The following is a 26953-nucleotide window of genomic DNA, read 5'->3' as shown; positions in this document are numbered from 1 at the left end:
ATTGGTTTGTTTGAGGAGCTGATGAGCTCCACGTCACTCTGGCTCACTGGCAACACCGACACGGTGTATGCCTCCGCATTTTTAGACCTCAGTGATGGCCCCATGGTGGTCGAAGTTCCACCGGGCACGGGTCCCGGCACGGTCAATGACGCTTTCTTCCGCTTTGTGATCGATATGGGCGGCCCTGGCCCAGACAAAGGCAAAGGCGGTAAATATCTGATTCTTGGCCCTGGTCATCAAGCACCCGCCAATACCAATGGCTACTTCGTGGCCAAAACGCCAAGCAAGATCAACTGGCTGATCCTTCGCGGCTTCCTCGATGACAAAGGCAAGCCTGATACGGCGAAGACGGCATTCAAAAATGGCCTCAAGGTGTATCCCTTCGCTCAAAGGAGCAACCCTCCTGCAAATACGTTCACCAACCTCACCGGGTCAGATGTGAACACCATCCATGCCAACAACTTCAAGTTCTACGAGGAACTGGATGAGGTGATCCAGCGTGAGCCCTCCGCGATGTTCTCCCCTGAACTCTTGGGCATGGCCTCGGCGATTGGCATTCAAAAAGGGAAGCCGTTCAATCCGACCAGGGAACAGAAAGCCCTGCTGACTGAAGCGGTCGCCATTGGCAATGCGACGGCACGTTCGATTCTGTTTGCCCCGCAGGATCCCAAGGCATATATCTATCCCGGCAAGGCCGGTTATTGGCAGACCGGTTTCCCCGGCGGCAACCACACGTACCTCGTGGATGGCGGCAATGGCGGCCGTGACATGGATGGCCGCACGCTGTTCTTCTACCTCGCCACGGTGAACACACCGGCGATGGTGCTGGAACTTCCAGGCGTGGGCTCTCAGTACACCTTCAGCTCTCGTGACAGCAGCGGTGCCTATCTGGATGGTTCCAAAACTTACAAAGTAAACATCCCTGCCAATCCCCCGGCTCAGCGATTCTGGTCGTTCGTGGTTTACGACCCCCAAACCCGCTCAATGTTGCAGAGCAAGGAGATGCCCTACCCCAGCAAAAACAACAAGCGCAATCCGGAGATGGCGAAGAATGCCGACGGGAGCATTGATCTTTACTTTGGCCCGGAAGCCCCAGCAGGCAAAGAAGCCAACTGGGTGAAGACGGTTCCCGGCAAGGGTTGGTTCGGAATCTTCCGTCTCTACGGTCCTGGCCAGGAGTGGTTCGACCGCAGCTGGAAACTCGGGGCGATCGAACAGCTCTGATTCTTTTGTCTTGATCCCATCGGTGGGTATCTATCCATCGATGGGTGTCGTTGCTTGTCCTGTTCTCCTTTCCCTCGGGTCCGATGTCTCGCACTGTTGATGTTGTTGTGATCGGTGGCGGTTTTGCCGGCATTACGGCTGCTCGCGATCTCAAGCAACGTGGTTTTGATGTGTTGCTTCTTGAGGCCCGTGATCGCCTGGGTGGTCGGACATGGCACAAGGAGGTGAATGGCTTCCATGTGGAATTGGGCGGAACCTGGATTCATTGGACCCAACCGTTCGTCTGGGCCGAAAAAGAGCGCTACGGCTTGGAGGTTGAGGAAACCCCCGGTTGCGTCGCCGAACGGGTGGCGATCAAAATTGATGGTGAGGTCCATGACCTGCAGGAGGATCAGCTCGGTGAATTCCTGCAGGGTTTTGAATTGTTCTTTGCGGAAGCCAAGGCGGTCTGGGAACGTCCCTACGACCAGCGTCACACTTGGGATGCAATCTGTGCCCACGATTCCTTAAGCGTGGCTGATCGTTTGGCAGCCTTGGAGCTCACACCATTGCAACGCACATCCATTGGTGGTTTTCTCGAGATCCTGTCAATGAATCAACCTGAAAACGCGTCTTACGTGGAGATGATGCGTTGTTGGTCATTGACGGGTTGGAATTATCAGATGTTCAATGACACCGCTGCCCGTTATAAGTTCAACAACGGCACCGGTGCTCTGGTTGATGCCATTGTTCAAGATGGTGGTTTTGAGGTTTCTTTAAACAGCCCTGTTGCCTCGGTTCAGCAATCGGAGGCTGGTGTTGTTGTCACGACAACTGATGGTGAGGTCGTTAATGCCAAGCGTGCGGTGATCACCGTCCCGCTCAATGTACTGAATAGCGTGCGCTTTGACCCACCGTTGTCGGAGGTGAAGCAGCATGCCTCAACACTGAAGCATGTGGGTGGTGGCTACAAAGTGTTCTTTGAGGTGGAGGGCGATCCGGGTGCAGTGATGACTCTTTCGCGTTCAACCGATTCACCCCTGATTGGAAGCTTCACGTACAAGCGTGGGGAGCAGCACTCTGTTTTGGCTGGATTCAGCTTGGAACCCGGTGCCCTCGACAAGTCTGTTGCTGACTGGCAAATCGTTCTTGAGGAGTTTCTTCCTGGGGTCAAGTTGCTGTCCACGTTTGGTCATGACTGGGGTGACGATGGCCTCTCCCAGGGGTCTTGGTGCACCTACCGCCCCGGCACGATTGCGAGATTTGCTGATGCCTTACCGCAACAGGAGGGACACCTGGTGTTTGCCTCCGGCGACCATGCCCAGGCCTGGCGTGGCTTCATCGAAGGTGCCATTGCCAGTGGATCGTTCGCTGCAGTCGGTATTGCCAAGTCCCTTCATCCATGACGCCCCATTGTCCTGGTACCAAAAGAACGCATTTCCACTATTCGACCATCGATTGATCATTTTGCAACATAAGTTTGAAGGGTATTGTCCTTTTTGAAGCTAGGTTGAAAGGACTTAGCATCCGTTTCCAAGTTTATGAAACTCCGTCAGTTTGTTGTTGGTGGTGGGATTCTTGCTCTTGCTGCCTGTTCAACTCAGCTCGGACTTCAGAACAAGGCCAACAGTGCCCAGTTTGACCGCACGATCCTTCCGATCGCTGAGCCAAGGCCGGAAAAGGTCACCAAGGTTCTCCCTTCAGAGGTGCCTTTACCACCGCAGTGGGAGGTGACGGCACCCGCTGATGCGCCCAATGTGGTGATCATTCTTCTCGATGATGTTGGGTATGCGGCTCCGTCTGCCTTTGGCGGCGTGGTGAACATGCCGACGGCCGAGAAGCTTGCTGAAAAAGGACTGCGTTACAACAAATTCCATACCACAGCACTGTGTGCACCGACGCGGGCAGCATTAAAGTCCGGTCGTAATCATCACAAGGTCAATACTGGATCGATCCCAGAGGTCGCGACCGGTTATGCCGGAAACTCCACGGTTGTGCCCGACTATGCCGTTCCGGTTGCGGAAATCCTGCGACTGAATGGGTACAACACTGCGGCCTTTGGCAAGTGGCATGAAACGCCAGGCCGTGAGACCACGGCGGCCGGTCCTCAGACCCGTTGGCCAACGCGTCAGGGATTTGAAAAGTTCTATGGATTCGTCGGCGCCGAAGACAATATGTGGGAACCCACCATTCACGATGGTGTCACTGTTGTCGATGCTCCGAAGAAGGATCGGTATCACTTCACCGAAGACATGACCGACCAGGCGATCGGCTGGGTTCGCCAACAGAAGTCAATTAAGCCAGATAAGCCATTTTTCGTCTACTACTCCTCAGCCGGTGCGCACTCCCCCCATCATGTTGGTCCGGAGTGGATCGCCAAATACAAAGGCAAGTTTGACGAAGGCTGGGATGTTCTTCGTGAGCGCAATCTTCAGAACCAGATCAAGGCAGGGATTGTTCCTGAGGGGACTCAGATGGCCAAGGCCCCAGACAGTATTCCCAAATGGGATAGCCTCACCCCCCAGCAGCAAAAAATCTATGCACGTCAAGCCGAGGTTTTCGCTGCCTTCACTGAGCATTCCGATTATGAAGCTGGGCGTCTGATTCAGGCCATCGAAGATCTTGGCGAGCTTGATAATACTTTGGTGATTTATATCACCGGCGATAATGGCGCCAGCGTCGAAGGTGATCGGACGGGTCATTGGAATTGGAACCACTACCTCAATGGTGTAGGAGAAACTCCAGATGAGCAGGAGGCCAAACTTGATGAGTGGGGCGGACCAACGACCTACCCCATGTATCACATGGCCTGGGCAATCGCCTTTAATTCACCTTTCGCTCTCTCCAAGCAGGTTGCCGGCGATTTCGGTGGAACACGCAACGGCACGGTGATCCATTGGCCCAAACGAATCAAAAATGGTGGTGGCATACGCACGCAGTTCTCCCACGTGAATGATGTGGCTCCAACCATCCTTGAAGCCGCCAATCTGCCGATGCCCAAGACAATCAATGGCATTGATCAGATTCCAATGCAAGGCACGAGCTTGATGTATACCTTTGACAACCCAGATGCCAAAGAAAAGCACAACACACAGTATTTTGAGATTATCGGCAACCGCGGTATCTATCACAATGGCTGGATGGCGCGGGCCACAATTATGTACCCCTGGATGGCACCGAAGAGGATGAATACGGTTGCGGCGGATGATGGTTGGGAGCTCTATGACACCACCAAGGATTTCAGTCTCTCGAACAATCTTGCTGATCAAGAGCCGGAACGCCTTGCCGCGATGAAGAAGAAGTTCATGGAAGAGGCGATCGAGAATCAGGTGCTCCCCCTCGATGACCGTTTGCTTGAGCGTCTTGTGCCTTCCGTTGCTGGTCGGCCGACCCTGTTGGGTGACCGGACATCCATGGATCTGTACCCCTATGCCTGGAACTTGGTCGAAGACTCGATTCTCAATGTCAAGAATGTTTCGAACAGTGTGACGGCCTATGTGGATGTGAAAGGAACTAATGAGGATGGTGTGATCTTCTCCCAAGGTGGTCGATTTGGCGGGTGGTCGCTTTATGTGGAAAACAACAAGCCCTCCTACACCTACAACTACATGGGTCAGCTGTTTACGTTCACAAGCAACAAGCCATTACCCACCGGTAAGTCTGAGATTCGTTTCGAGCTCGACTACGACGGAGGTGGTACTGGCAAAGGTGCTGATGTTCGGATGAAACTCAACGGCGATGTCGTCGCTGAGGGCCGATTGGAGAAGACGATCGCATCGCGCTTCTCCATTGATGAAGGTGCTGATGTTGGACTCGATCGTGGCTCTGCGGTCACCGTCAAGACCATTGGTCCCCGGCGTTACAGCGCCTATGGCGGTCAGATTGACAAGGTGACGATCCAGATCTACCCCAAAGACACCGACTCCAAGCAGGGCTGATGGTGTCTCGTTCGACGTGCCGGGATGGAATGGTTGCCATCCCGGCTGGCAACTATCAGGTTGGTTCCGATCGTTTCTACCCGGAGGAAGCGCCTGTTCGACAGGTCTCGATCGACTCATTCGAGATTGATTTGGCGCCTGTCACGAACGCCGAGTTTCAGCAATTTGTTGATGCCACCGGTTATCAGACTGTTTCAGAACGTCCTCCTGATCCGACGCTCTACCCGGATCTCCCTCCTGAAGAACAGATTCCTGAATCTGTTGTTTTTCTTCCGCCTCCCCCAACGGTGGATCGCAGCCAACCTCTCTCCTGGTGGGCCCTCATTGCCGGAGCCGACTGGCGGCATCCCCAGGGCCCAGACACCAGTCTTGACGGTTTGATGCAGCATCCCGTGGTCCATGTCGCTTTCGAGGACGCCCTTGCCTACGCCGAGTGGGTTGAAAAACGCCTGCCCTCCGCGGATGAGTGGGAGATTGCAGCCCGAGGTGGTCTGGTTGATCAGGACTATGCCTGGGGTTCTGAAAAAACACCTGAAGGCCGTTGGTTGGCCAATGTCTGGCAGGGGCCCTTCCCTTGGGTCAACCAAGAAACGGATGGCTGGTTCTGGACGTCGCCCGTCGGCAGCTTTCCCGCCAATGGCTACGGGCTTGTTGATGTCTGTGGAAATGTCTGGGAATGGACGTCCACGCCCTATGCGGTCCCGGACGGCGAGCAGGAACGCCGTGTGATCAAAGGCGGCTCATTTCTCTGTGCTGACAACTATTGCCACCGCTTCAGACCGTCTGCCCTGATGGGACAGACGTTGGATACGGCGACTTGTCATATGGGTTTCCGCTGCGCCGTCGACCGTTGATCAAACGAATTGATCAACGCCGGCCTTTGCGTTGATCGACGAACAGAACAACACCGAGTGCGATGTGCAGCAGAGCGGCAGGGATCGCCACGATTGCATTGGCAACACCGCTGATTGAGAAAAGGGAAAGTAGAACGCCGGCGATGACGTTGTAAGCCGTCAGCCCAATGATGGGCATCGACGTCCGCTCAGACGATGCATTGCTGGACCAACAGGAGAGGCCAAGGCAGAGGATCGCGGCGCCAAATAATTGCGCCATTTGATTCCCACCGTTGGGCAACGATGAGCCAACAATCAGGGTCATCGCTAACCCCGGTGCCAGCAGCAGCGCCGTTCCTGTCCCAAGTTCAACGAGGCAGGACAGCCGCAGTGGATTGAGCTGAAACTTGGACATCAACAATGACCGGTCAATCGATTGCGGGATGCGACGGAGTCACATCCCGAGGAAATCAGGACTCAGTCGAAGACAAAACGAAGACCGATGTTGGGGCCATGGGAGAAGGCTTTGTAGCCGTTGTCATTGCCATGGGCGGCGTACTCCAGTCCATAGACCTTGTATGACAAGGAAACCTGGGTTGAATTCCCCACCGCGTAGGCAATTCCGGCCTGTGCATTGCCGCTGAGATCTTTTTTGCCGGCGAGGCCAAATCCTGCGGCGTCTGCATAGACAAAGGCCTGCCAGTCCGGGCTGAAGGCATAGGTGGCCTGCATGCCAACCAGCGGTTGCACCCAGGTGTGGGACCAGGAATCGCCCAGGTCGATCTCTTTGGAACGTTCGTTCTTGAGAACCGGGCCTTCGTAGGACGAGGACAAGTCGATGTCTACATCGGCCTTGATCGTGCCGTCCACGATGCGTGCCCCTGCGAAGCCGACAAAGCTGAAGCTGCCTTCGTCCATCTTCGCGCGCTGAATATCCCCGGCCCGATAACGCAGCGCGATGTCGATCAGTGTCTGATCGAGATGGAAGTCGCCTTCAATGTCACCCCTGAGTTTCAGGCTGCGGTCGACTTTCTTTCCGGTGAGTTTGCGGATGCGGGACCGTTCATAGGTCATCCGCTCGGTCATCCCATCGTTGAAGTCCACGGCCCCATGGAAGACACCCGTCTGCAGGCCGAAGCGACCGTATTCAATACCGGCGCGCAGCGTCGCAATGCTGGAGACGTTCTCGAGGATGTCGCTGAGGCTCAGGTTGCCGGTGTTGCTGTTGCCGTCGAGCTTGACCGTTCCCTCATTCTCAATCGGCAGGAATCCGTAGAGATCCAGGTAAAGACGCCACTGTTCTGAATCCTGCTCGTCGGAGTCGGCCTGCTCTGGTGTTGTGTCTTGAGCGACCAACTCGATGGTGTCGCGATCGGAGCGGACTTCCTCAGGCTCCGCAGCTTTGGCAGACGGACCTCCCAGGACGGGCAGAACCAAGGCAACGGAGAGGAGGAGAGCCGCTCGCATTTGGGTCGAATCCACAGAATTCGTCCCAAGCTACGGATTTTTTGATCGAAAACCAAAAAAACGGTAGATCCGGACCATGGTCTGTTCGCGGGGCCAGTGGATCGAGCGCTTTACACAAGCCTTCCTCGAGGGCGCGAACCGTTCCGCTGCCCATAAGCTGAACGGGTCGTTTACCCGCCCGGATCAGTGCCCAGCATTGGACTGATCGTGAATGACGGGAAAGATCTAGCGGTGCAGACCGCTGACACGATTCAGCAGCGCCTCGAGGTGGCTGGCCACAACGTGGTCCGCGTCAGCAGTGCAGGTGGCATGGTCGGTTTTGCCAATCCTGATCAGCACCTGCGCCTTCAGGGCTACAGCGCTTGCGTCCCCAAGGAGTTCGATAATTCGCTCGCCCTGGCGATTGTGCTTGGCGGCGACGGCACGGTGCTGTCCGCTGCACGCCAGACCGCACCGGTTGGTGTCCCCATCCTGACCATCAATACAGGCCACCTTGGTTTTCTGGCGGAGGCCTACCTCGGTGACCTGGATCGGGCCCTCGAGGTGATCCTGACCCAGCAGTGGACGATTGAAGAGCGCAGCAATTTAGTGGTGAGTGTGATGCGCGGCGATCAGCGTCGCTGGGAGGCGCTCTCGCTCAACGAGATGGCGCTGCACCGGGAGCCTCTCACCAGCATGTGCCATTTCGAGATCGCCATCGGACGACACGCTCCGGTGGATATCGCTGCTGATGGGGTCATTCTGTCCACCCCCACCGGCTCCACGGCCTACGCCCTCAGTGCCGGTGGTCCTGTGATCACACCGGATTGTCCGGTGCTGCAACTCACCCCGATCGCACCCCATTCTCTGGCGTCCAGGGCCCTGGTCTTCAGTGACCGAGAACCGGTCACGGTGTTCCCGGCGACCCCGGAGAGGTTGTTGATGGTGGTGGATGGAAGCGCCGGTTGTTACGTGTGGCCGGAAGATCGTGTTCTCATCCGTCGCAGCGATCATCCGGTGCGTTTTGTTCGTCTTGCAGACCATGAGTTCTTTCAGGTCCTGCGCAACAAACTGGGTTGGGGTCTGCCCCACATCGCCAAACCTGAAAAGGACGAACCATGACGCCGGAGCCGTTGCTGCTGTTGGCTGGGCCGGCGGCCCTGGCCCTCGCCCAACGCCTCTCGGTGTCGGGGTACAGCACGGTCGATTGGTTGAGTGCAGGAGTGACGTCCAGCTCTGCCACCCAGGGTCAGGAGCCCACGGCTGCGATTCTCGGCGCTGATCAGTCCACCCTGATCGGTGATCTTCGCCAGCGCTTTGGCGCGATGCCGATCCTGCTGGATCTGGTCACCGACAGCGTGGAAGCCCGTGCCGGATGTCTGTGTCTCGGTGCCGACGATTTTTGGTTGTCCACCGGTCCGCCGAGCGATCTGTTGTTGCGGCTGCGCTTGCACCGCTCCCTCAGCAGTCGGCAGGGCGGGACGCCCAGTTGTCTTCAGTTCGAGGACCTTCGCCTGGATCCTCTCAACCGTGCGGTGCACCGCTCCGGACGGCCGATCGCGTTGACGACCCGGGAATATTCCTTGCTGGAGGTTTTTCTGCAACAGCCTGGACAGGTGTTCAGTCGCGATGAGTTGCTGCGACTGGTCTGGCAGGGGGACAGCGCCTCGAGCAGCAATGTGGTTGAGGTCTATGTGCGCTACGTGCGTCAGAAGCTTGAGGCCACGGGTGAGAGCCGCTTGTTGCATACGGTGCGCGGCCGTGGTTATTGCCTTGGCGCTGAGCGTTCAGGGGGCTGAACCGGATGGACGCCACTCCCCCACAACACTTGCCGATCACCGCACGCTGGTGCGTGAGGGAACAGCGCTGTATCGATCTGGAAGTGGCGCGTACGGCGGATCAACAGCGGCTGGGTTTAATGCAACGGCCTGTGCTGCCGCCATTGCGAGGCATGTGGTTTCCCTTTGATCGGCCCCAGCCCTTGCGTTTCTGGATGTTCAACACCGTGGCCCCGCTGGACATGCTCTTTGTGCGTGATGGACGGGTGATCGCCGTGGAGGCCGAGGTGCCGCCATGCCCGTCGTTGCCCTGTCGCAGTTATGGACCGGATCAGCCGGCCGATGGTGTGGTGGAGCTGGGGCCCGGTGAAGCACAGCGGCTTGGAATTGCCGTGGGCGATCCGGCGGCGATCAGCACGATTCCCTAGTTGTTGTGCTGTCGGCGGGCCTGGGCTTGATGCCGGTCAGGATCAGTGTGGGGTTCATCGGGGCCAGTCGTGTGCCGTCGCTTAAGGGCTGACCCCGCCAGGCTTGCAGCTGCGTGACGCGCACGCTCAGGCCTGCCGTCTCCAATTGCGGCCGCAGCTGCGCGAGTGCTTCCAGCGTGGCTAGCGGGACTACCACCACCCCGCCTGGTCGGAGGACGTTCAGCACCGCCGCCAGCAGGGCAGACCGATCGCGTCCGCCGCCGCCCAGCAGGACACGATCCGGTTGTTGCAGCGCTGGTGTGATGCCGCCGTTCCGCAACAGAGCCAAGACCTCGTGTTCGAGGACTTCAGTCGCCTTCACGTTCAGCCGTTGGGCATTGGCCTGGATCAGGGCTGCCCCGCCGGCTCGCCGTTCCACGGCGAGCAACTGAAGCTTGGGCTGCAGCCTCAGTGCTTCGAGGCCAACGCTGCCGGTGCCGGCCCCCAAATCCCAGAGCACACCCTGCTCAGGCAGGGCGAGCTCCGCCAGCAACTGGATGCGGACCTCTCGTTTGGTCATCAACCCAGGATGATCTGCATGCTGCAGAAAAAGGCCGTCATCGATGCCGAACAACGGCAGGCTTGCCGCTGGTGGTGCTTCTGGCTCTTCGGCAATGAGCACAGCGGTTAGCAGAGGCTGCAGCTGGCTTGGCAACGGGTCTTCCGGTCGGATCCGTTGCACGCGTTCGGAGTGATGACCAAGGTTTTCGCACAGCCAAAGTTGATAGCTGGCGTCCAAGCCGCTGCTGATCAGAATCCGCCGCACAGCATCGATTCCTCCCTGGTTGGGGTCGGTTAAGACGGCCAGGGCGGCAGGCCGCTTCTGCAACGCGGAACTCAGAGCATCGGGATCACGACCATGCAGGCTGACCCAACTGGCGTCCTGCCAGGGGCGTCCGATGCGGGCAAAAGCGAGTTGCAGAGCACTCGGTGCGGGATGAAAGCGCAGCTCCTCAGGCTTGAGGCGATCGCCCAGGATGCGTCCGATCCCAAACCACAGCGGATCTCCACTGGCGAGCACGACGACCTTGGCAGCGCCGGGGAGGGCTTTGAGGGCGCTCACCAGGGCCCGGGGATCGTCGCTGCTGATCAGAGTCGATGCTTCGTCGTCCAGCCACGCCCTCAAGGCCGACTGGAGTCGCCGTGGCGCTGCGATGTGGCTGGCGGCACGAATCAGGGCCTGATGCGTTGCAGGGAGGGACGCCGGAGCTCCTGCATCGGTGCCGATCACATCGATCATGGATGCATTCTGATGTCACGCTGGGCTGCAGGTCAGCAGCTTTGTTGTGCTCTCCGATCGTCTGGTTGCCGCAGGATTCATTCGCCCTGGGGTGCTCTGCAGGGGGTTGCAACTGGGTCGTCCCAGCCTGTCCCGCTGGTCTGTGAGTCTTCCGATCGTCCTCAGTGGTGTGGCGGTCGAACCACTCGCTTGGCTGCAGTCACTCGTTTATTCCCAACAGTTGAATCGGGTCGTGCTCCCTTCGGATCCGATCGTTGTGATCGGCCACTGGCGAAGCGGCACCACGTATCTGCATCAGTTGCTGGCCTGTGATCCGACCATCGCCACAGCCCGCAATTCCCTGACGGTTGCTCCCCAGGTGGCGTTGCTGCTGAAGCCTTGGTTGCGGTCGTTGTTGCAGCGTGCGATGACCAGCCAACGTCCGATTGATGCCGTGCCCTGGGGGCCGGATGATCCGCAGGAAGACGAGTTGGGTGTGGCTCGTCTCACGATGGACACCAACATGGCCGGGATGGCCTTCCCGCGGGCCTATCCCTTCCATTTTCGCCGCAGCGTGCTCGGATCCACTCGCTCATTTGAGCGGCATTGGCTTCGGTTCACGCGGATGACCTGGCTCCACGACGGAGGCGGTAAGTCGCAGCTCCTCATCAAGAACTCCGTTCACACCGCCCGCGTGCCGCTGGTGTTGCGGCACTTTCCCCGGGCGCGGTTCGTGCTGCTCCGGCGTCAACCGATTGACTCAATTCGCTCCCTGGTTCAGGTCAAACAACGCTTAGCGATGTTGGTGGGCCTTCAGACGTCGCCGGATCCTGTGGTGCAGGTGGAGGAAACGGTGGCTGCCCATCGGCAGCTGCTGCAGGCATTCGAAGACGCGCGTGATTTGATTCCCGCGGGCCAGCTCATCGAAGTGCAGTACGACGATTTGGTTCATCACCCAGAGCAGGTGCTGCGGAGGCTCTACGAGGGGTTCGCCTTGCCCAGCTGGCCCCAGGCCGTTGGTCCGATCCGGACCCGGATTGCCCAAGCGGGGTCCTATCAGGCGGATGCGGTGGCCTTGCCGAGGGACGCTGAACGGCGTCTGGGTGAACTGATGAACAGGCCATGACATCCGCCAGGACGCGACGCCAACGCCTGCATGAACTGCTTTTGGCTTTGATGGCGCGGCAAGAGGAGTTGCCCTTGATGGATTCGGAGCATCCGGAGCTCGAAGGCGGACTGGCACCCGGCCGATGGTTGGATCAGAACCGACGCACCCTGCAGCGCTATCAGGCCTTGGTCCGGACTGCGGTCACGCTGGATGCCTTGCTCGATGCTGAGGACAGTCCGCCTGACTTCAGCTCTGGCTGATGGCTGTAAACCTGGCAATCTGGGACATCTTCCTGCCGTTGCATGGCCTCGCTCGGATTGTCCTCGTTTAAATCCCTGTTGGGTCGCGGCGATCAACCCGGTCGATGGCAACCACCGGAGGCCAGTTGGAGTCGACCGTTCGGGTTGGGCTGGGATAAGCCCTACACGGTGCGTTATGCCAGCAATTTGGATGACGGTCCCAACCACGGCATGCCCCTGGGGGGATTTGGGGCCGGGTGCATCGGCAGGGCACCCGACGGAACGTTCAATCTCTGGCACCTCGATGGCGGTGAGCATTGGTTTGGGGTGCTGCCCGATTGTCAGTTCGCCCTGTTTGAAGGTCAGGGCACCAGCCGGCGCGCCCATGCCCTGGCGGTTCAACCCGATCGCGATGACTCCCGTCCCGATGCTGGCGAGCCCTTGGCGGCCTGGGACTGGTACCCCGCCAGCACCGCGGAGCACAGCACCGGCACCTATGCCGCCCGCTACCCACTGAGTTGGACGCAGTACGACGGGGTGTATGCCGCCGATGTTCGCTGTGAGGCGTTCAGTCCGATCCTCCCGGGCGATTACCAACGCACCAGCTATCCCGTGGCGGTGGTCGTGTGGACGCTGCATAACCCCACCCATGCGCCCCTGGATCTGTCCTTACTGCTGAGCTGGCGCAACACCACCGGTTGGTTCACCAACACGGATGCCTCGGCTGAGGTGCACTTCCGCGATGACGGCAGTCCGGAGCACAACTATGTGCCGGCCATCGGCCGCACCGACGGCCAGCGCAACCGTTGCATCGACGACGGCAACCTTCGAGGCATCCTCTTGGAGGGACCCCGGTCCGAGCCCATCGCTGAGGGAGAGGGGCAATGGTGCATCGCCACGGCGGATCAGCCAGGTGTCACCGTTCAGCGCTGCAGCCGCTGGAATCCCGCCGGTGATGGCAGTGAACTGTGGAACTCTTTCAAGGCCGACGGCACAATCCCCGAGAGCGATAACGATCGCCGCAGCGGCAGTGATGACCCCCTCAGCGCTGCTCTCGCGGTGCGGTGTCAGCTGGAGCCTGGACAGACCATCACCATCCCCGTGGTGATCAGCTGGGATCTGCCGGTCACGGCCTTCGCCACTGGCAGTCAGGCTCTCCGGCGTTACACCGATTTCTTCGGCAGTGAGGGCAACGGAGCTGCAGCGATCGCTGCGGAAGCCCTGCGGGATTGGTCTGACTGGCAGCAGCGCATCACGGCCTGGCAGAAGCCGATCCTGGCGCGGACGGAACTCCCAGAATCGATTCGGATGGCGCTCTTCAATGAGCTCTATGACCTTTGCAGCGGCGGCAGTCTCTGGAGTGCGGCAACTGCAGAGGATCCCTACGGGCGCTTTGGCGTCCTCGAATGCCTCGACTACGCCTGGTACGAAAGCCTTGATGTGCGGCTGTATGGCTCGCTTGGCTTGCTCCAGTTGTGGCCAGAACTCGATAAAGCGGTGCTGCGCAGCTTCGCTCGAGCGATCCCAGCCGCTGATGCCAGCCAACGTCCCATCGGTTGGTACTTCACCCAGGGCAAGGGACGTGTGGAAGCCGACCGCAAGGTGAAGGGTGCCACCCCCCACGATCTCGGAGCTCCCAATGAGATCCCATGGGATGCCACCAACTACACGGCTTATCAAGATTGCAACCTTTGGAAAGACCTGGGCAGTGATTTCGTCCTGCAGGTGTGGCGCACGTTCAAGTTGGCGCCCACGGGGGAGGACATCGGCTTTTTGGCCGACTGCTGGCCGTCAGCGGTTGAGGCTTTGCGCTACCTGAAGACGTTCGATATCAACGACGATGGTTTGCCCGATAACGGCGGCGCGCCCGATCAGACCTTCGATGATTGGCCCCTTAAAGGGGTGAGTGCTTACTGCGGCGCCCTATGGATTGCTGCCTTGGAGGCAGCTTTGGCCATGGCGCAGACGCTTCAGTTGAGAACGGGTTTGGATACGTCTGAGCAACAACGTGAGTTCGGGGCCTGGTTATCGCAATCTCGCAGCAACTTTGACCGGTTGTTGTGGAATGGCGAGTACTACGACATTGATGCCGAGAGCGGCACACCTGTGGTCATGGCTGATCAATTGTGCGGTGATTTTTATGCGCGCCTGCTCGGTTTGGAACCTGTGGCCAGTGAGGCTAACTGCCGCAGCACCCTTCAGGCCGTTAGGGAAGCTTGTTTTGAGCGTTTTGCAGGAGGGAGCCTTGGCGTGGCCAATGGTTTACGCCGTGATGGGTCTCCTTTGGATCCCAATGGGACCCATCCTTTAGAAGTTTGGACCGGGATCAACTTTGGGATTGCCAGTTATTTCTGCCTCATGGGGGAGAGGTCGACGGCACTGGCGATTACAGAGGCTGTTGTGAATCAGGTGTATGCCGGTGGATTGCAGTTCCGCACCCCTGAAGCCATCACTGCAGTGAACACGTTCCGGGCCTGCCACTACCTCCGGGCGATGGCAATTTGGGGCATTTGGGCGACCGATACAGGCTGGGAGACCATCCCTGGGACTGCGTTGGCCTGAAGGGTTTGACTGGGTGCTTCGCCAAATTGTTGTCGATAGTCCCTGGCGAAGTGATTGCGGCTGGTGAAGCCGTAGTAGCTGGCGATACTTTGCACATTGGTGCAGCCAATTTGTCGTTGGACCAGTGGCTGACTCAGCGCGTGTTGCACTTGACCGAGTCTGATCTGTTTGAGCAAGGCCATGGGTCCCATGCCATACATCACGCGGCAGTTCTGAACGATGGCCGATCGCGACGCGAAGATATAGCGGGTTAGATCTTCGAGTTTGATCACCTTGGTGGGATTGGAATGTCCCCAGGTGAGAAGTTCCTTCATCAGACCAGCACCTTGGGTGAGTTCACCGTCATGCAACACGGTGGTTTGTTCTGGATGAAGGCATTCCAGAACGGCAGTCAGAAGCAGGTCTTGATGGAGAGCTGGGTCGGTGGAAGGATTGCATTGAATGAGCGATTGCATCCGCTGGAACAGCTCATGGTTCACCGCAACAGAATTGGCGGACTCCATTGTTTCGAAAAGCTGGTCATCACCCGCCTCGACCAGCAGCTTGACCAGCCGATCGCTGTTCAGCAGAGCAAAACTGCTATAGGCACCTGGTGAAATCTGAAAGAAAGACTCGGTGACAAAGCGATTGAATCCGTGAATGCAGTGCTGTCCAACCACCTCACCACGCACACGGTGCAAATCAAGTGAATTGGTGTGTTCGAGTGCAATTGGTGTTGCGTTCGGGCGTCGGTCGCCTTCGAAGAGCAGACCCTGATTGGTCCGAATCGAAAACACGGGTGTGTCGGGATGACCGCCCAGCTCAAACGAGCCGAACAATTCGCCAGCGGTGATCTGAACGATTCGGAAGTCGAGACCCAGTTGGGCGAACAGGGTCTTCAGTTCCCAGGCGGAACGGAACGGAACACGCATCGACAGCGTTTCATCCGCCTGATTGGCATGGGAGAACGCCGTCATCATGCAATTTTTGCATCGTTTAGGGAAATACGCCAATGCCCATGGCTCAGGCCTGGCTTGCCTACCGTTTTCATGCCATGCCCCGTCCACGCCACATGCGGCGTTTGTTTTTTTCCGTTCTGGCTTCCTTGCTTCTCGTGTTGAGTCTGCCCGGTCCAGCTGCGGCCCAGGTCCACCAACATGAAAACGAAGCCGGCATCGCGATGGTGCGTTCGCTGGAGAGCCTTCGCGATCTGGATTACAACAGCTGGCAAGCTGTGGCTTATCGGGAGGGGCAGCCTGGACAACCCGTCGTGTTGAGGATCGTCGGTTTTCCGGGCCGTCTGCGCCTCGATCATCCAACCGCCTTGCAGGTGCTCGCTGGACGTCGCGAGTGGGGGTTGGACGACATCACCCTGGCTAACCCTGTTCTGGCCACTGACGGACGGGAGGCCGCCGCTGAATTCGCCCTTGATCCATTGCTGGATGATTTGAGCAACAACCGCCCGCTGCGTCTGGTGCTGCCCGGGGTGTTCACGGAGCTCCCGGTCCCTCCCTATGTGGTGGGTGAGTGGCGTTCGCTCCAGACTGAACCGCTCAGCTGATGTGGACCCGTTGGATGCACCGTGCCTTGGCTTTGGCGGCCTTGGCGGATGGGTCCACCAGTCCCAACCCATTGGTGGGTGCCGTGGTTCTCGATGCCAGTGGACAACTGGTCGGTGAAGGTTTCCATGCCCGTGCCGGTCAGCCTCATGCCGAAGTTGGTGCTCTGGCCCAGGCCGGTGCTGCAGCCCGCGGCGGCACCCTTGTTGTCACACTCGAACCCTGCTGCCATCACGGCCGTACCCCCCCTTGTAGTGAGGCGGTGATCCGCGCGGGCCTTGCTCGCGTTGTGATCGCACTGGAGGATCCAGACCCTCGGGTGGCTGGTGGCGGAATCGCTCAGCTGCGCGACGCCGGAGTCGAGGTGATCACGGGTGTTCTGCGTGCGTTGGCCATTGAGCAAAACAGGGCTTTTCTGCATCGTGTGCAGACCGGTCAACCCTGGGGGGTCCTGAAGTGGGCTATGGGTGTTGATGGGCGTACGGCCCTGGCCAATGGCGCCAGCCAATGGATCAGCGGCCCGCCGGCACGGGCTTGGGTCCATCAGTTGCGGAGCCAAATGGATGCTGTGATCGTCGGTGGCGGCACGGTGCGTGCCGATGATCCGCTGCTCACCAGTCGGGGTCGGCGTCAGCCTGAACCGTTGCGCGTCGTACTCACGCGCAGTTTGGATTTGCCTGCCCAGGCTCAGCTTTGGGACACTTCGATTGCGCCGACTCTGGTGGCCCATGGACCGGACCGTCAGGATCAAGCGCTACCCGACGGTGCTGAACGTGTGCTGCTTTCGCCGTGTAATCCCACGGAGTTGATGCGCGCGTTGGCCCAACGCGGCTGTAATCGCGTGCTTTGGGAATGTGGGCCGGAGCTGGCGGCCCTTGCCCTTCGCCAGGGATGCATTCAAGAGGTGGCTGCTGTGATCGCTCCAAAATTGATGGGGGGGAACCCGGCCCGTACACCGCTGGGGCATCTGGGATTTACAGCGATGGATCAGGTGTTGTCCGCTGCAGCATCTGGGGTGCAAGCCCTCGGTGATGACTGGCTGATCCAGTTGAGGCTGGATGGTTGAGCATTCATCAGGGCAGCGAGTAGGGACAGGGGTTGTCGGGAAAGGCTTGATTGAACTGACGGACTTCCAGGTTGAATCCCGTCATGAAAGGTTTGCGTTGGTACGTCGTCTGTTGGTCAAACCACTGCGTATACAGACCAAGAATGTTGTTGCCAGTGGTTGGGTCGAGATGTCCTTTGAGAGCTTCAAAGCACATGTAGTTGGCGATGCCAACACCCATCCCCAAGGAAAATGCTTTTAGCGCATCTCCTGATTCTTGAATGGTTTGGGGTGCGATCGGTTGCACGATTTGTGCATGACCCTGGCCGTGGGAGATGCTGCTGACGATGAGGCTGACATTCAGCATGATCAAGGTCAAAGTCGATCGTTTTTGCATGGTCTCCCAGGGGCTGATGGATGCATGTTGACAGTGTCTTGTTGGGTCACAAGCGCTGAAACTTGGTTGTTGGTTTGAGCTAGGGGGCGATGTGGCGGTCGACGGCAATCCCCCCATTCGAGTCAGGATCCGTTAGAACCGATGTCTGGTGTCGTCGTCATCACGCGATGGTCTGCAACATCACCGGGACAACTTTGATGCATGATTTGGATTCAGCTGATCTAGACCGGATTGTTGAAATGGCCTGGGAAGATCGGACCCCATTTGAGGCCATTGCTTATCAATTTGGTCTGTCAGAGCAGGAGGTGATTGCCTTGATGCGACGAACCTTGAAGTCGTCATCATTCCGTCTCTGGAGACGGCGGGTGTCCGGACGAAAAACCAAGCATGCGGTGACGAATCCTTCCGATCGCTTTCGGGCGAGTTGTCATAAGTAGGACCCCCATGGCTGAGACCATCGACCAACGCTCAAACAAAGACCCCGTCATGGGTGACGGGGTCAAGTGAGGTTTCTGTCATTCTTGGCGAGTTTTTCTGGACCTCATAGACTTTTGTCGTAGGAAACTCCCCTGTAGGTGAGTGCTACCACCTTGTTTGACCCTTGATTTCTTTTCTGATTGAGTACATAAGTGCTTCGTCTGTACTGCATCAGAACGGTTGAGGCCTGCTGGGTTGTCAAGTTGGGGTCGGCAAAAGTGCGCTCGTATTAAACCAGATAGACACATTGGCTACAATAAAGATGCGTGAAGGCCTCGACATCTGTAGCGCGTTATACATTTTTTGCGATATCAAGTCCCCTTTTGTATCACTGTGAACCATGAAGGTGTTGGTTGGGAGCGTGCTGAATATCAACAAAGCTGAGCAGAGTGGCCTTTTTGACTGCTCTGCAAGCAGCGTCCGCTTCCACGATGCTTTTGGCAGCTGGAACGATTGTGCTTTTGCTGACGGGGTGAGGGCTCATGACTCAAGGCCGTTCCTGCGTTGGAGATCCTTCAATCGGTCCTTGACTTCAAGAGCTGGCATGTTCATCACCTGCAGCATGAGCTCCTGTCGATAGGTGTAGAGCCCTGTGCTTCCCCGAAGTGGCTCGAGAAGAAGATCGAGTAAATGAGCTTTGGCTGTTGTCCCTGTCATGGTTGGTTCCGGGAGGGTTTGAAAGGTTGTGCCCCCTCCGATGACCACACCATCCTTTGAAATCTCGAACGACCTGATGCGCAGAATCCCAGCAGCATGTGAGGTTGCTCACAAGCTGCTGGGATCTCTGTCCTCAACCCTTTGCGTCCTGCGCGAAGCGGTGAGACACCGTGTCGGTTCTCCGTGCAGAAGCTGGTCGGGCGATAGGACCCTGTTCAATCGTCGTCAGCGACGGCCGGTCCGTTGTTCCTGCTGCCAGGTTGCGATGTGCTTGTCAGCCCAAGCGTTCCATTGGTTCCAAAACTTTCTGAGTGTTTTCATCGATCCTGTTGAGTTGATTGCGGAGATTACTAAGCCAGACGAAGCCATGCTCCAGCGGCTGGTGTGGATCTGATCACGGCACCGACCAAGCCATCGGGGGCCAGGTTCCTTGCCGGTTGATCGATGTGCTGCGTTGGGAACTAGCGAACGTATGTGGTCTGGATGCGGCAGCGTTCATGGGCCATCTCGCGCAGCACGGCTGCGACCCCATGGACATTGCGAAAAGCACGATAAATGGCCAGCTGTGTATTCAGGTCTTTGCAGAGCTTTGTCATCGTGTTATCCATGCAATCTGCATTGCGTTCGATTTCAAACCTGGCTTTGCTGTCGTTGCCGTTGATGTTTCAAATGCTACCGATTTTCGGTTCTTAACTTTGCTGTCGTGATCTGCCAGCGATGGGAGCAGCTTCCTTGCGCTGGCCAAGGGGCACCAGTTGGGGGAGGGCTGGCCGCAAAGGGGTCTGAATGGAGCACCAGTCGAGGGATGTGGTGATCGACTGGCCGAACGACACTGATTGCAAGTCGTCAATGTTGCTTCCAATGATTGAACTTCCAACCATCGATCTCAAGTCAGAGCGCGACCAGCTGATTGGATTCATGGTGCATCCATTTCGTCGACAGGCCGATTTCAAGGCCACCAGGGATCGCATGGCCAGGCTTGTTGATCAAATGGGCACGAGGAGTGTCATGGATTGTTTGGCTGTCATTAAGGGCTGATTCCCCATGGATCAGTACCAGCCCCATCAGATTCGCATGACGTTTGATTCTCGGCTTCGTTACTTTGATAAGTACAAGGATCTCATCTTGGATACGCTCGACTACGACAGAGATTCTGACGATTTACCAGATCACATCAAGGTTCGGCTTGCCTCGGCCTATCTCGACATTAAGTCCGATGATTAGTACTTTCAAGCTCACCACCTTTGCGTCATTAATCCATGCACAAAGCGTTGTCTTGTTTTGATTGAAGGCGTCCAACAGATTTCTCTGATTTCCTGAACCCTATGAATGGAACGACAGCAAAAGCCCATCTCATCGAGTTACTTTTGGACCCCATTCGTGGTTGCAAGGGGCTCTATAGCTACCGCCAGGATTTAATGCATCGTGTGATGGCGATGCCCGATCGTGCGGTCCGGGAACACCTCGAACATTTGGAGCAGAGTCATTACCCAGGCACATGAGTTGAATGGCCTGAAGCGCTTCAACGCGTTGTATTTCTCTCGGTTTGACAATTGATCGAACTGGATCTATCTGTGCCAACGCTTTAAGTCTCCAGCAACAGATTCCGTTGCAGTTGGAACAGGCATCGACCCATCGCGGTGATGGCTTCCCCTAGGTCGTTTTCCCCGATTAGGGCCATGCCTTCAATCCCCGTTCGGGGAGAAGACGTCGTCGTTGTCGCTCACCATCTCTCGACAAAAATCAACACACACTCACCCCGTCAGCAATGGCGGGGTTTCCATTGCCTATAAGAGCAACTGGTTGAAGAGTGAAGAGTTTGCATGCTGGAGCAGTATCTAGTGGGCACAAGCTTGCTTCGTATGGAGTCCCAATCTGTCGTCAATTCAGATTGCTTATAGAAAATTCTTGCGGTATTGAAGGTGTTGATTGGCTTGTAGTAGCGCATTCCGAACGCTTGTTGAAGTCAATTCAAATTGTTTTGGTATGGTCGATTGAGCCTTGGCTTATTAAGCTTGTTTGTGACCGATGAATGATTTGCAATGGTCAACAAGCTATTAAGCTCTTAGGTTTTCATTGAAAATGTCTGCTTTTGGATCTCCCTCCCTCGTTGTAGGGCTCATGCGAAATCCAATAGCATCCCAGATGGGAACACGAAGGAATTCAGATAGCATCCAACTGTCCTGTCTGATTGCACCCAAGGAGCCATGGTCTAATATGTTGATCCTAGAGCAGTTGTTGAATACTAAGTTCAATTCATAGCTTCTAAAATAGCCTTCGCCTTTGCTTACCCGCTCATCGATCAGCTGAATTGCGCGTACTTGTTCGAGGTCGAAGCTCTGTTTCCCTCTTGTAAAAGTATAAGTTTGGTATTCAAATAGGCCTTCTTTCTTTTTTCGCCAATACAGCATGCCGCAGCTTACTGCTGCTGGTAATAGTGCCAATAAAGGCCAAATGGGTGGGGGTGGACCTTCTGCTCCGTTGAATGTCCATGTCGCATCACCCGACAAAGTTGAACTAATCATGAAGGCAGAAAGGATCACCCATAAACTGCAAAATAGGTAGCACCATGTTGTTGTTTTGATTTTGATTGTGTCGCGTTTCGTGCCAAGGCTTTTGACCAGCCTATGGGTGGTGAAACTTGTCCCGCCTCGAACCAAAGGCGTCCACTCAACTTTATAGGCAAGTTCATCTTCAAAGGAATCCAGATTAATTTCCGGAGCTCTGTTGAAAGCCGTTGTGGCTTTGTTGAGAAAGCCCATGCAATTGATTTGTCTCGATTGACTATAGCCGCTAGTTATTGACTTTAGTGATACCGTCAGGGCTATTGAGTGCAGCAGACAAGCTTGGTCATCCAGGGCTTGAAGATTCTTTCTCGAATGCCGCTGTTTGACTTGCAAGCGTTTGTAGACATCGTGAATTGTGTTGATCGAACTCCCGACAAAAACCTCACGGATGTCGCCCCGTTAGCAATGGCGGGGTTCTTAATTTCACCGCGTGGGGTGTCGAGCTGTCTTCGGAAATGCGTCTGGTCCAGATCAAGCATTTATTGGGCTCGGCGATTCGGGCACGGCTAACAATTCAGTAGTTCAGCTGCACGTTGCACCTGATGCCTCTTCGCTCCTCTGCTCTGCTCCTGGCGCTGACGGCCTTGACTGCCTGTTCGATGCAAGACACGAATTCTTCGTCGGACACTCAAGCGCCTGCTTCTCCTCCAGAGCAGATCTCCAGCCTCAAGGCTGTGGCTGTGACCGATGCGCTGCCCTACAGCTCCAAAAAAGCACAGCAGTGGGAAGGTCTCTCCCATGAAGTTTTGAGTGTGATTCAGGCTGAACTCGGTGGAGATGCCAGCCCCGACATCATTGAGGTGACCAGCATCAAAGCGGCTGGTGAAGCCCTCAAGGATGGTTCGGCGAACATCGCCTGTGGAGTGGGCTTCAGTTGGGACCGAGCCAAGGAATTGAGCTACTCCCTTCCTTTCGCTGTTGGCGGTGTTCGATTCCTTACCACCGCTGATGTCGATGGAACGCCTGCAGAACTGAAGGGCATGACCATCGGGGTGATTAAGGATTCCGTCCCAGCAAGCGTTGTGGCCAAGCAGTTGCCTGATGCAGAGCTCAAGCCCTTTGACTCTCCTGCGGCTGCCTTGGATGCCCTTAAGCAAGGAACAGTGGAGTCCATCGCCAATGGCGCCCTCTGGGCCAAGGCCAATCTCGATGCAGTCCCTGGCAGCAAGGCCGTGCCTGAGCGTCCATACGGCCGCGCTGCCATTTCCTGCGTTGTCAATCCTGAGAACCAAGTGCTGCTGGCCAAGGCCAATGTCGCCATTGCCCAGCTTCTCCAGAACTACATCGATGGAGACGAAGAAAGCACCACTCGCATCAACCGTTGGATCGGTCCCGAGAGTTCTGTGGGTCTGTCAGCGGAGACGATCGCCTCTTACTACAACGCTGTTCTGTCGACCGTGACAGGGATCAACACCCAGGCCGATTAATTCTTCTGCAAAACCATCAACGTTCACCGACTCAATTCAATGAAACCAACAACCCTTCTTGGAACACTGATCCTGCTCAGCACCTGGAGCAGTGTTGGCGCCACTGCGGCCGGAACGTATTCCGTTCAAAAAGCTGACAACAGCATCGAGCAACGCATTGCTTCTGCGCGCAGCAACGACAGCTGGTCTCCCTTTCTCAAAAAAACGTCCAACAGATCGATCGATATCGCTGCATGGGGTAATGGCCGCGGACGCGGCTGGGCCAACGGCGGTGGTGGCGGTGGCGGCTTTGGTAATGCCCGTGGTGGTGCCTGGGGCAACGGCGGCGGCGGATTTGCCAACGCTCGCTATAGAGGTGGCTTCGCGAACTGGTGAGAAAAAGGGGCTAGTTCGTCAAGCATGTTGTCCAAGATTTGATGGATTCACCCCGCCATTGATGGCGGGGTTTTTATTGCTTGACCGCTGATCTGCAATAGAACCGATCCTGTGCAGTCTCAACGTCAGGACAGACGCAGCGCCTCCGCCTGTTTAGCAGCTGTTTTCAGCAAGTGACGCAGCTTGTCTTCATCGGTATGGCTCATGTTGGTCTTGACCAAGCGCGCGTTGGGGGCATGCCTGCGCAAGCGTTCGATCACGCGATCAGGCGTGCCTTCCCGCACCAACAGCGCCAAAGCAGCGCTGCCTTTCGGCAGGGTTTCGGCCAGCTCACGCAAAAACTGATCATTGATGCCGATATCAGATAGGGCACCTGAAGCAGCGCCAGCACCGGCTCCGACAACCGCACCAACCAGAGGGTTGAGGAAGAGCAGTCCGACGAGCACGCCCCAGAAGCTGCCACCCACAGCACCAGCGGCCGCCATGTTGATGGCCTGGCGAAGATGCACGTGACCATCCTCGCCATGCTCCAGCACCACTGCATCCTCCAGGGAAATCAGATGCTCTTGCTGGATATTGACCAACTCCAGACGCACCTGCTCGGCCTCCTGCACCTTGGGGAAGCCGACGACGATCAGGTCACTCATGAAAGGGCAAAACACCTTTGATGTGGTCATGCTGACTATGGCTTTGTTTTGCGTCAGTCGTAAAAGCTCGATCGGTACCACTGACTGACCTTGAACGGCCAAGGCGTTGGCAACAGACGCTGTTTGAGATCGAAGCCACCAAGCACCTGACACTGGGCCAGGGTGAATGATCTGAGGTTTCGTCCAGCAAAACAGCCGGGACCATTTCATGCCGTCACGTCTGACCCATGCCTCATGCCATCCGCATCGCCCGGTCCCTGCTTGACACCTTCAAGCGGTGGCCCTGTGGCGGGATTCAAGACCTCGGGGAACCAGCGGTCACTGAGCTGTTGTTGAACTAGATGCCCCCGTTGCTGACCGTTCATGAGAGGAACAGGCTGATTGTTTGGCACTTGGAGGTGAGCCTCTAAAGCCAGTTATTGCAATGCTTCTGAGTCCCTGTGACCAGCATCACAGGCAGGGCTGACTCGGGTCATCAACTGTGACGGTGATTCCGGAGATGGTGAGTGCATCGGAGGGCAACGCCCCGAAGACACAAACCACACGTCACCAAGACCAATGTTCGAAATCACTAAGGCCACAAAGGGATCAGCCAGCATTCTCAAGAGTTTGAATGCTCTAGATATCACCATTCAAGACAAGAACAGCCTCAGCTATTTGAAGGAAGTGTCTCAAAAAGGACTGTTCGCATTGGAGGCCCTCCCTGACATTAAGCTGAAAACTCAATACGACGAAACCGATGCTCAATTTGAAGGAACTGAGGTGTTAGTAGAAGGCACAATTCGCGTCAATGAGTCAATTGAAGGGACGGGGCTTAGCGAAAATTTTGTCATCGGTCAAAGGGAGGATTTTCGAGGCCATCCTCGATCGATTTATTGGACCCAGATTCAGGCTGGTGGAGGCAATGATGTGATCGTTGGTAACCATTCAGGGAGGCGTCCAAGTAGCAATATCGAGGTTTGGGGCGAGGGGGGACTTGATCAATTTGAAAGTACACAGCGCAACGGCTCAATGTTCTCCATTATGGATATGGAGCATGGCGAAACATTGACGACTCATGAAGACTATGATCAGGTTGAAATGATCCGAGAGTTCAATAATGGTGAGAAGGTCTTTCATGTCGGCTCATCCTCTAACCCCAACTCGCCAACGCATCTGATGGTTGTAGAAGCTGGCAGCACTATGCTTCAGGCGCTCGATCAGGACGGAAACAATCTCTACATCTGCCTTCCAGAGATGTGATCTCAACTTTGAGGGGCAATCGATCTCTCGTGTGCTTGGGGGCCGATGCTCAATCAGTCGATGCAAGCCATGCGAGACTCAACCTTGGGGAAGGTAGGGCAGGTCGTGTGGTTCCTGATGTCATCCCTTGTAAAGCACTCGCATGCATCTCACCCCGTCAGTTATGGCGGGGTTTTTATATGCAAAAAACACATAGACGGTCTCATGAATCAAAGCTAGTGATGGTCTAACCATGCAATGTTGAGAATGTCTCGGCTCTCGGCGGCCTTCGCGGCTGCTTTTGTCCTGCTGTTGCCATTCGAACGCCCCTTGCTCGTTGGGTTGACACATGTCGGCGGACTTGGCTCAGGGTTGCTCATCAAGCAGTCAGCGCATGCGCAAAATGCAATCAGCTTTTATGACTCAGGTTTGGAAAGGTTCAAGAGCGGAGATTATCAAGGGGCAGTTTCCGATTTTACATCGGTCATCAAGTTAGATCCTCAACAACGATCTGGTTACTATGCCCGTGGTATGACAAAAGTAAACCTAGGTCAATATAGAAGTGCTATTAAGGACTACACCAAAGCATTGCAAATTGCTTCTGGTTTTGCCGCAGCCTATGTCGGCAGGAGCGAAGCAAAAAAGAAATTAGGTGATATCAAAGGAGCGATCAGAGATCTTGATGCTGCGATTGAATTGGATTCAGAAAATTCTTTTGCATATAGGTCTCGTGGTATTCAAAAAGAAAAACTAGGTGATCTTGGAGGTGCTTGTGCCGATTGGTCGAAGGCAGCGGCATTGGGTGATAGGGCGCCTGTTGCGGAATGGGTAAGAAAGCAGTGCTGACATCTGACACTGTCTGATTGAAACGCTTTCCCCGTCGCAAGGCGGGGTTTCTTATTGTCTAAATACCCCCCCTGTGACCAAGGTCACAACCGTAGTTGAGCCAGGGCAATGAAGCGTTTAGCGATTACGGCGATGGTGAGTGGGTCGGAGAGATGACTTCCGCATTCACTTCTCACACAACACAGAACAATGGCCAACTCTGAGTTTCTTGATCAGGAATTGACATTGGATGAGCTTCAAGCGATCAATGGCAGTGGCTTATCAGGATGGGTATTTCGAGTATGGAAAAAGTGGATCAGGGATGAATCTGACGATGCCGCTAACTCACTTGGTGATCTTAATGATTATGCCAAAAAAAATATCAGCCATGATTCCATGGAGGAAAACTGATTAATCGCATGTCCAGTTATTTTCTGTCTTCAATAAGTAGCCCCGCCATGAGCGGGGTTTTTTATTGCTTCTCCATGGGCAAAAAAATCAACTATCCCCCACCTCCCCCCAGGGGTACCCCAAAGTTGAAACCAGCACCTCCGCCAACGGGGGTGCTTTTTTCGTGTCTACTCGAGGTCGTCAGGGTCAACTACAACCACACCTGCGTCGACCAACTCAGTGGGCGTCGTCTCCTTCCCAACCGAACGCACAAACCGCTCTTCCGAAGTGAGCAAGTGGGCGTAAGTCCGCTCAAGTTCAGCAAGCGAGTGACCAAGCAACTTGGCGACCTTGAAAGGTTCCACTCCGGCAGTGAGTCGCTCCGTCGCGAAGTAGTGCCTCAACGAGTAGAGCTCAGGTGTGAACCGGTCAAACCCCCTTTGCCGCTGGCGTTCGACCACTTCTCGAAACTGCTCTCGTAAGGCGTCCAAGCGAACAGGTTGCCCGTCGAGCACACCCGTTTGTTCAGCGAACACAAAGTCTTCAGCACCGTCGTGCTTCGACCACTTCCGCAGTGCTTTCAACTGCTTGCCG

The 26953-nt window shown here is 56.2% G+C and carries 30 protein-coding genes and 1 pseudogene; 21 read left to right on the top strand and 10 right to left on the bottom strand.

All coding sequences use genetic code 11. The annotated features are described in order from the left end of the window. From ACGVKB_RS11540 to ACGVKB_RS11525, 4 genes are all read left to right on the top strand, one after another. Window positions 1-1224: DUF1254 domain-containing protein (locus ACGVKB_RS11540; RefSeq protein WP_392351879.1), on the top strand; the 1224-nt coding region annotated here is incomplete at its 5' end. 83 nt (window positions 1225-1307) lie between these two features. Next, window positions 1308-2609 (top strand): flavin monoamine oxidase family protein, encoded by a 1302-nt coding sequence (locus ACGVKB_RS11535; RefSeq protein ID WP_392351878.1) that lies wholly within the window; start codon window positions 1308-1310, stop codon window positions 2607-2609. Window positions 2610-2744: 135 nt separating this feature from the next. Further along, complete coding sequence (locus ACGVKB_RS11530; RefSeq protein WP_392351877.1) at window positions 2745-5141, top strand: arylsulfatase; 2397 nt, start codon at window positions 2745-2747, stop codon at window positions 5139-5141. Continuing rightward, window positions 5141-5995 carry a formylglycine-generating enzyme family protein gene (locus tag ACGVKB_RS11525; protein WP_392351876.1) on the top strand — a complete coding sequence of 285 codons (855 nt, stop codon included), beginning with the start codon at window positions 5141-5143 and terminating at the stop codon, window positions 5993-5995. Before ACGVKB_RS11530 ends, ACGVKB_RS11525 begins: the two co-directional genes overlap by 1 nt. 13 nt (window positions 5996-6008) lie before the next feature. Here ACGVKB_RS11525 and ACGVKB_RS11520 read toward each other — a convergent pair whose 3' ends face one another. Continuing rightward, entirely contained in the window at window positions 6009-6389 is a 381-nt protein-coding gene (locus tag ACGVKB_RS11520) for a hypothetical protein (RefSeq protein ID WP_392351875.1), read from the bottom strand. A 62-nt stretch (window positions 6390-6451) separates the two neighbouring features. Continuing rightward, on the bottom strand, window positions 6452-7411 hold the full coding sequence (locus ACGVKB_RS11515; RefSeq protein WP_392351874.1) for a hypothetical protein: 960 nt from the start codon (window positions 7409-7411) through the stop codon (window positions 6452-6454). 216 nt (window positions 7412-7627) lie between these two features. Between ACGVKB_RS11515 and ACGVKB_RS11510 the strand changes: the two genes are divergently transcribed. Genes ACGVKB_RS11510 through ACGVKB_RS11500 form a run of 3 tightly spaced genes read left to right on the top strand, consistent with a single transcriptional unit; the run spans window position 7628 to window position 9626 of the window. Next, window positions 7628-8542, top strand: coding sequence for an NAD(+) kinase (locus ACGVKB_RS11510; protein ID WP_392351873.1), 915 nt, complete (start codon window positions 7628-7630; stop codon window positions 8540-8542). Next, on the top strand, window positions 8539-9219 hold the full coding sequence (locus tag ACGVKB_RS11505; RefSeq protein WP_392351872.1) for a winged-helix domain-containing protein: 681 nt from the start codon (window positions 8539-8541) through the stop codon (window positions 9217-9219). The genes ACGVKB_RS11510 and ACGVKB_RS11505 overlap by 4 nt, the downstream gene beginning before the upstream one ends. Before the next feature lie 5 nt (window positions 9220-9224). Further along, the gene (locus ACGVKB_RS11500; RefSeq protein ID WP_392351871.1) at window positions 9225-9626 is read left to right on the top strand and encodes a DUF192 domain-containing protein; all 402 of its coding nucleotides are present in this window, start codon (window positions 9225-9227) and stop codon (window positions 9624-9626) included. On the opposite strand, the gene cbiE is transcribed toward ACGVKB_RS11500, so the two are convergent. Further along, a complete protein-coding gene (gene cbiE / locus ACGVKB_RS11495; RefSeq protein WP_392351870.1) occupies window positions 9610-10905 on the bottom strand; it encodes a precorrin-6y C5,15-methyltransferase (decarboxylating) subunit CbiE in 1296 nt (431 codons plus the stop codon). The genes ACGVKB_RS11500 and cbiE overlap by 17 nt on opposite strands. A gap of 46 nt (window positions 10906-10951) precedes the next feature. Between cbiE and ACGVKB_RS11490 the strand changes: the two genes are divergently transcribed. Genes ACGVKB_RS11490 through ACGVKB_RS11480 form a run of 3 tightly spaced genes read left to right on the top strand, consistent with a single transcriptional unit; the run spans window position 10952 to window position 14793 of the window. Continuing rightward, on the top strand, window positions 10952-12010 hold the full coding sequence (locus tag ACGVKB_RS11490; protein ID WP_392351869.1) for a sulfotransferase family protein: 1059 nt from the start codon (window positions 10952-10954) through the stop codon (window positions 12008-12010). After that, on the top strand, window positions 12007-12252 hold the full coding sequence (locus ACGVKB_RS11485; RefSeq protein ID WP_392351868.1) for a hypothetical protein: 246 nt from the start codon (window positions 12007-12009) through the stop codon (window positions 12250-12252). Before ACGVKB_RS11490 ends, ACGVKB_RS11485 begins: the two co-directional genes overlap by 4 nt. A gap of 42 nt (window positions 12253-12294) precedes the next feature. Then, on the top strand, window positions 12295-14793 hold the full coding sequence (locus tag ACGVKB_RS11480) for a GH116 family glycosyl hydrolase (RefSeq protein WP_392351867.1): 2499 nt from the start codon (window positions 12295-12297) through the stop codon (window positions 14791-14793). Here the strand turns inward: ACGVKB_RS11480 and ACGVKB_RS11475 are convergent. After that, window positions 14712-15749, bottom strand: coding sequence for a helix-turn-helix transcriptional regulator (locus tag ACGVKB_RS11475; RefSeq protein WP_392351866.1), 1038 nt, complete (start codon window positions 15747-15749; stop codon window positions 14712-14714). The two genes, ACGVKB_RS11480 and ACGVKB_RS11475, sit on opposite strands and share 82 nt — an antisense overlap. Window positions 15750-15844: 95 nt before the next feature. On the opposite strand from ACGVKB_RS11475, the gene ACGVKB_RS11470 reads away from it, so the two are divergent. Together ACGVKB_RS11470 and ribD are read left to right on the top strand one after the other, a co-directional pair. Then, window positions 15845-16333, top strand: a complete 489-nt coding sequence (locus tag ACGVKB_RS11470) for a DUF3122 domain-containing protein (protein ID WP_392351880.1) — start codon at window positions 15845-15847, stop codon at window positions 16331-16333. After that, on the top strand, window positions 16333-17397 hold the full coding sequence (gene ribD, locus ACGVKB_RS11465; RefSeq protein WP_392351865.1) for a bifunctional diaminohydroxyphosphoribosylaminopyrimidine deaminase/5-amino-6-(5-phosphoribosylamino)uracil reductase RibD: 1065 nt from the start codon (window positions 16333-16335) through the stop codon (window positions 17395-17397). Before ACGVKB_RS11470 ends, ribD begins: the two co-directional genes overlap by 1 nt. Before the next feature lie 7 nt (window positions 17398-17404). Here the strand turns inward: ribD and ACGVKB_RS11460 are convergent, their stop codons facing one another. Continuing rightward, window positions 17405-17890 carry a hypothetical protein gene (locus ACGVKB_RS11460; RefSeq protein ID WP_392351864.1) on the bottom strand — a complete coding sequence of 162 codons (486 nt, stop codon included), beginning with the start codon at window positions 17888-17890 and terminating at the stop codon, window positions 17405-17407. Window positions 17891-17970: 80 nt separating this feature from the next. On the opposite strand from ACGVKB_RS11460, the gene ACGVKB_RS11455 reads away from it, so the two are divergent. After that, window positions 17971-18210, top strand: a complete 240-nt coding sequence (locus tag ACGVKB_RS11455) for a TIGR03643 family protein (RefSeq protein WP_392351863.1) — start codon at window positions 17971-17973, stop codon at window positions 18208-18210. Between the two features lie 104 nt (window positions 18211-18314). On the opposite strand, the pseudogene ACGVKB_RS11450 reads toward ACGVKB_RS11455, so the two are convergent. Further along, window positions 18315-18455: pseudogene (locus tag ACGVKB_RS11450) on the bottom strand (DUF4278 domain-containing protein); the annotation flags it as partial. 275 nt (window positions 18456-18730) lie between these two features. Continuing rightward, on the bottom strand, window positions 18731-18907 hold the full coding sequence (locus ACGVKB_RS11445; protein WP_392351862.1) for a hypothetical protein: 177 nt from the start codon (window positions 18905-18907) through the stop codon (window positions 18731-18733). Window positions 18908-19344: 437 nt separating this feature from the next. Here ACGVKB_RS11445 and ACGVKB_RS11440 point away from each other — a divergent pair, with 437 nt between their 5' ends. From ACGVKB_RS11440 to ACGVKB_RS11430, 3 genes are all read left to right on the top strand, one after another. Then, window positions 19345-19614, top strand: a complete 270-nt coding sequence (locus tag ACGVKB_RS11440) for a hypothetical protein (protein WP_392351861.1) — start codon at window positions 19345-19347, stop codon at window positions 19612-19614. A gap of 100 nt (window positions 19615-19714) precedes the next feature. Beyond that, a complete protein-coding gene (locus ACGVKB_RS11435; RefSeq protein WP_392351860.1) occupies window positions 19715-19945 on the top strand; it encodes a hypothetical protein in 231 nt (76 codons plus the stop codon). A gap of 287 nt (window positions 19946-20232) precedes the next feature. Next, window positions 20233-20409 (top strand): hypothetical protein, encoded by a 177-nt coding sequence (locus ACGVKB_RS11430; protein WP_392351859.1) that lies wholly within the window; start codon window positions 20233-20235, stop codon window positions 20407-20409. Window positions 20410-20964: 555 nt separating this feature from the next. On the opposite strand, the gene ACGVKB_RS11425 is transcribed toward ACGVKB_RS11430, so the two are convergent. After that, a complete protein-coding gene (locus ACGVKB_RS11425; RefSeq protein ID WP_392351858.1) occupies window positions 20965-21807 on the bottom strand; it encodes a hypothetical protein in 843 nt (280 codons plus the stop codon). A 209-nt stretch (window positions 21808-22016) separates the two neighbouring features. Between ACGVKB_RS11425 and grrP the strand changes: the two genes are divergently transcribed. Together grrP and grrA are read left to right on the top strand one after the other, a co-directional pair. Beyond that, a complete protein-coding gene (gene grrP / locus ACGVKB_RS11420) occupies window positions 22017-22901 on the top strand; it encodes an extracellular substrate binding-like orphan protein GrrP (protein ID WP_392351857.1) in 885 nt (294 codons plus the stop codon). A 39-nt stretch (window positions 22902-22940) separates the two neighbouring features. After that, entirely contained in the window at window positions 22941-23276 is a 336-nt protein-coding gene (gene grrA / locus ACGVKB_RS11415) for a GrrA/OscA1 family cyclophane-containing rSAM-modified RiPP (protein ID WP_392351856.1), read from the top strand. A 125-nt stretch (window positions 23277-23401) separates the two neighbouring features. On the opposite strand, the gene ACGVKB_RS11410 is transcribed toward grrA, so the two are convergent. Then, complete coding sequence (locus ACGVKB_RS11410; RefSeq protein WP_392351855.1) at window positions 23402-23923, bottom strand: DUF1269 domain-containing protein; 522 nt, start codon at window positions 23921-23923, stop codon at window positions 23402-23404. A 558-nt stretch (window positions 23924-24481) separates the two neighbouring features. Between ACGVKB_RS11410 and ACGVKB_RS11405 the strand changes: the two genes are divergently transcribed. The 3 genes from ACGVKB_RS11405 (at window position 24482) to ACGVKB_RS11395 (ending at window position 26380) form a co-directional block, all read left to right on the top strand. Next, the gene (locus ACGVKB_RS11405; RefSeq protein WP_392351854.1) at window positions 24482-25165 is read left to right on the top strand and encodes a hypothetical protein; all 684 of its coding nucleotides are present in this window, start codon (window positions 24482-24484) and stop codon (window positions 25163-25165) included. A 246-nt stretch (window positions 25166-25411) separates the two neighbouring features. Continuing rightward, window positions 25412-25990: a tetratricopeptide repeat protein gene (locus tag ACGVKB_RS11400; protein WP_392351853.1), complete on the top strand. Its 579-nt coding sequence runs from the start codon at window positions 25412-25414 to the stop codon at window positions 25988-25990. Window positions 25991-26179: 189 nt separating this feature from the next. Next, window positions 26180-26380: a CCRG-2 family RiPP gene (locus tag ACGVKB_RS11395; RefSeq protein ID WP_392351852.1), complete on the top strand. Its 201-nt coding sequence runs from the start codon at window positions 26180-26182 to the stop codon at window positions 26378-26380. 167 nt (window positions 26381-26547) lie between these two features. On the opposite strand, the gene ACGVKB_RS11390 is transcribed toward ACGVKB_RS11395, so the two are convergent. Then, window positions 26548-26953: tyrosine-type recombinase/integrase (locus tag ACGVKB_RS11390; RefSeq protein WP_392351851.1), on the bottom strand; the 406-nt coding region annotated here is incomplete at its 5' end.

Source organism: Parasynechococcus sp., assembly GCF_042954325.1.
Lineage (GTDB): Bacteria > Cyanobacteriota > Cyanobacteriia > PCC-6307 > Cyanobiaceae > Parasynechococcus.
This window is presented reverse-complemented; position numbering and strand designations above follow the sequence as displayed.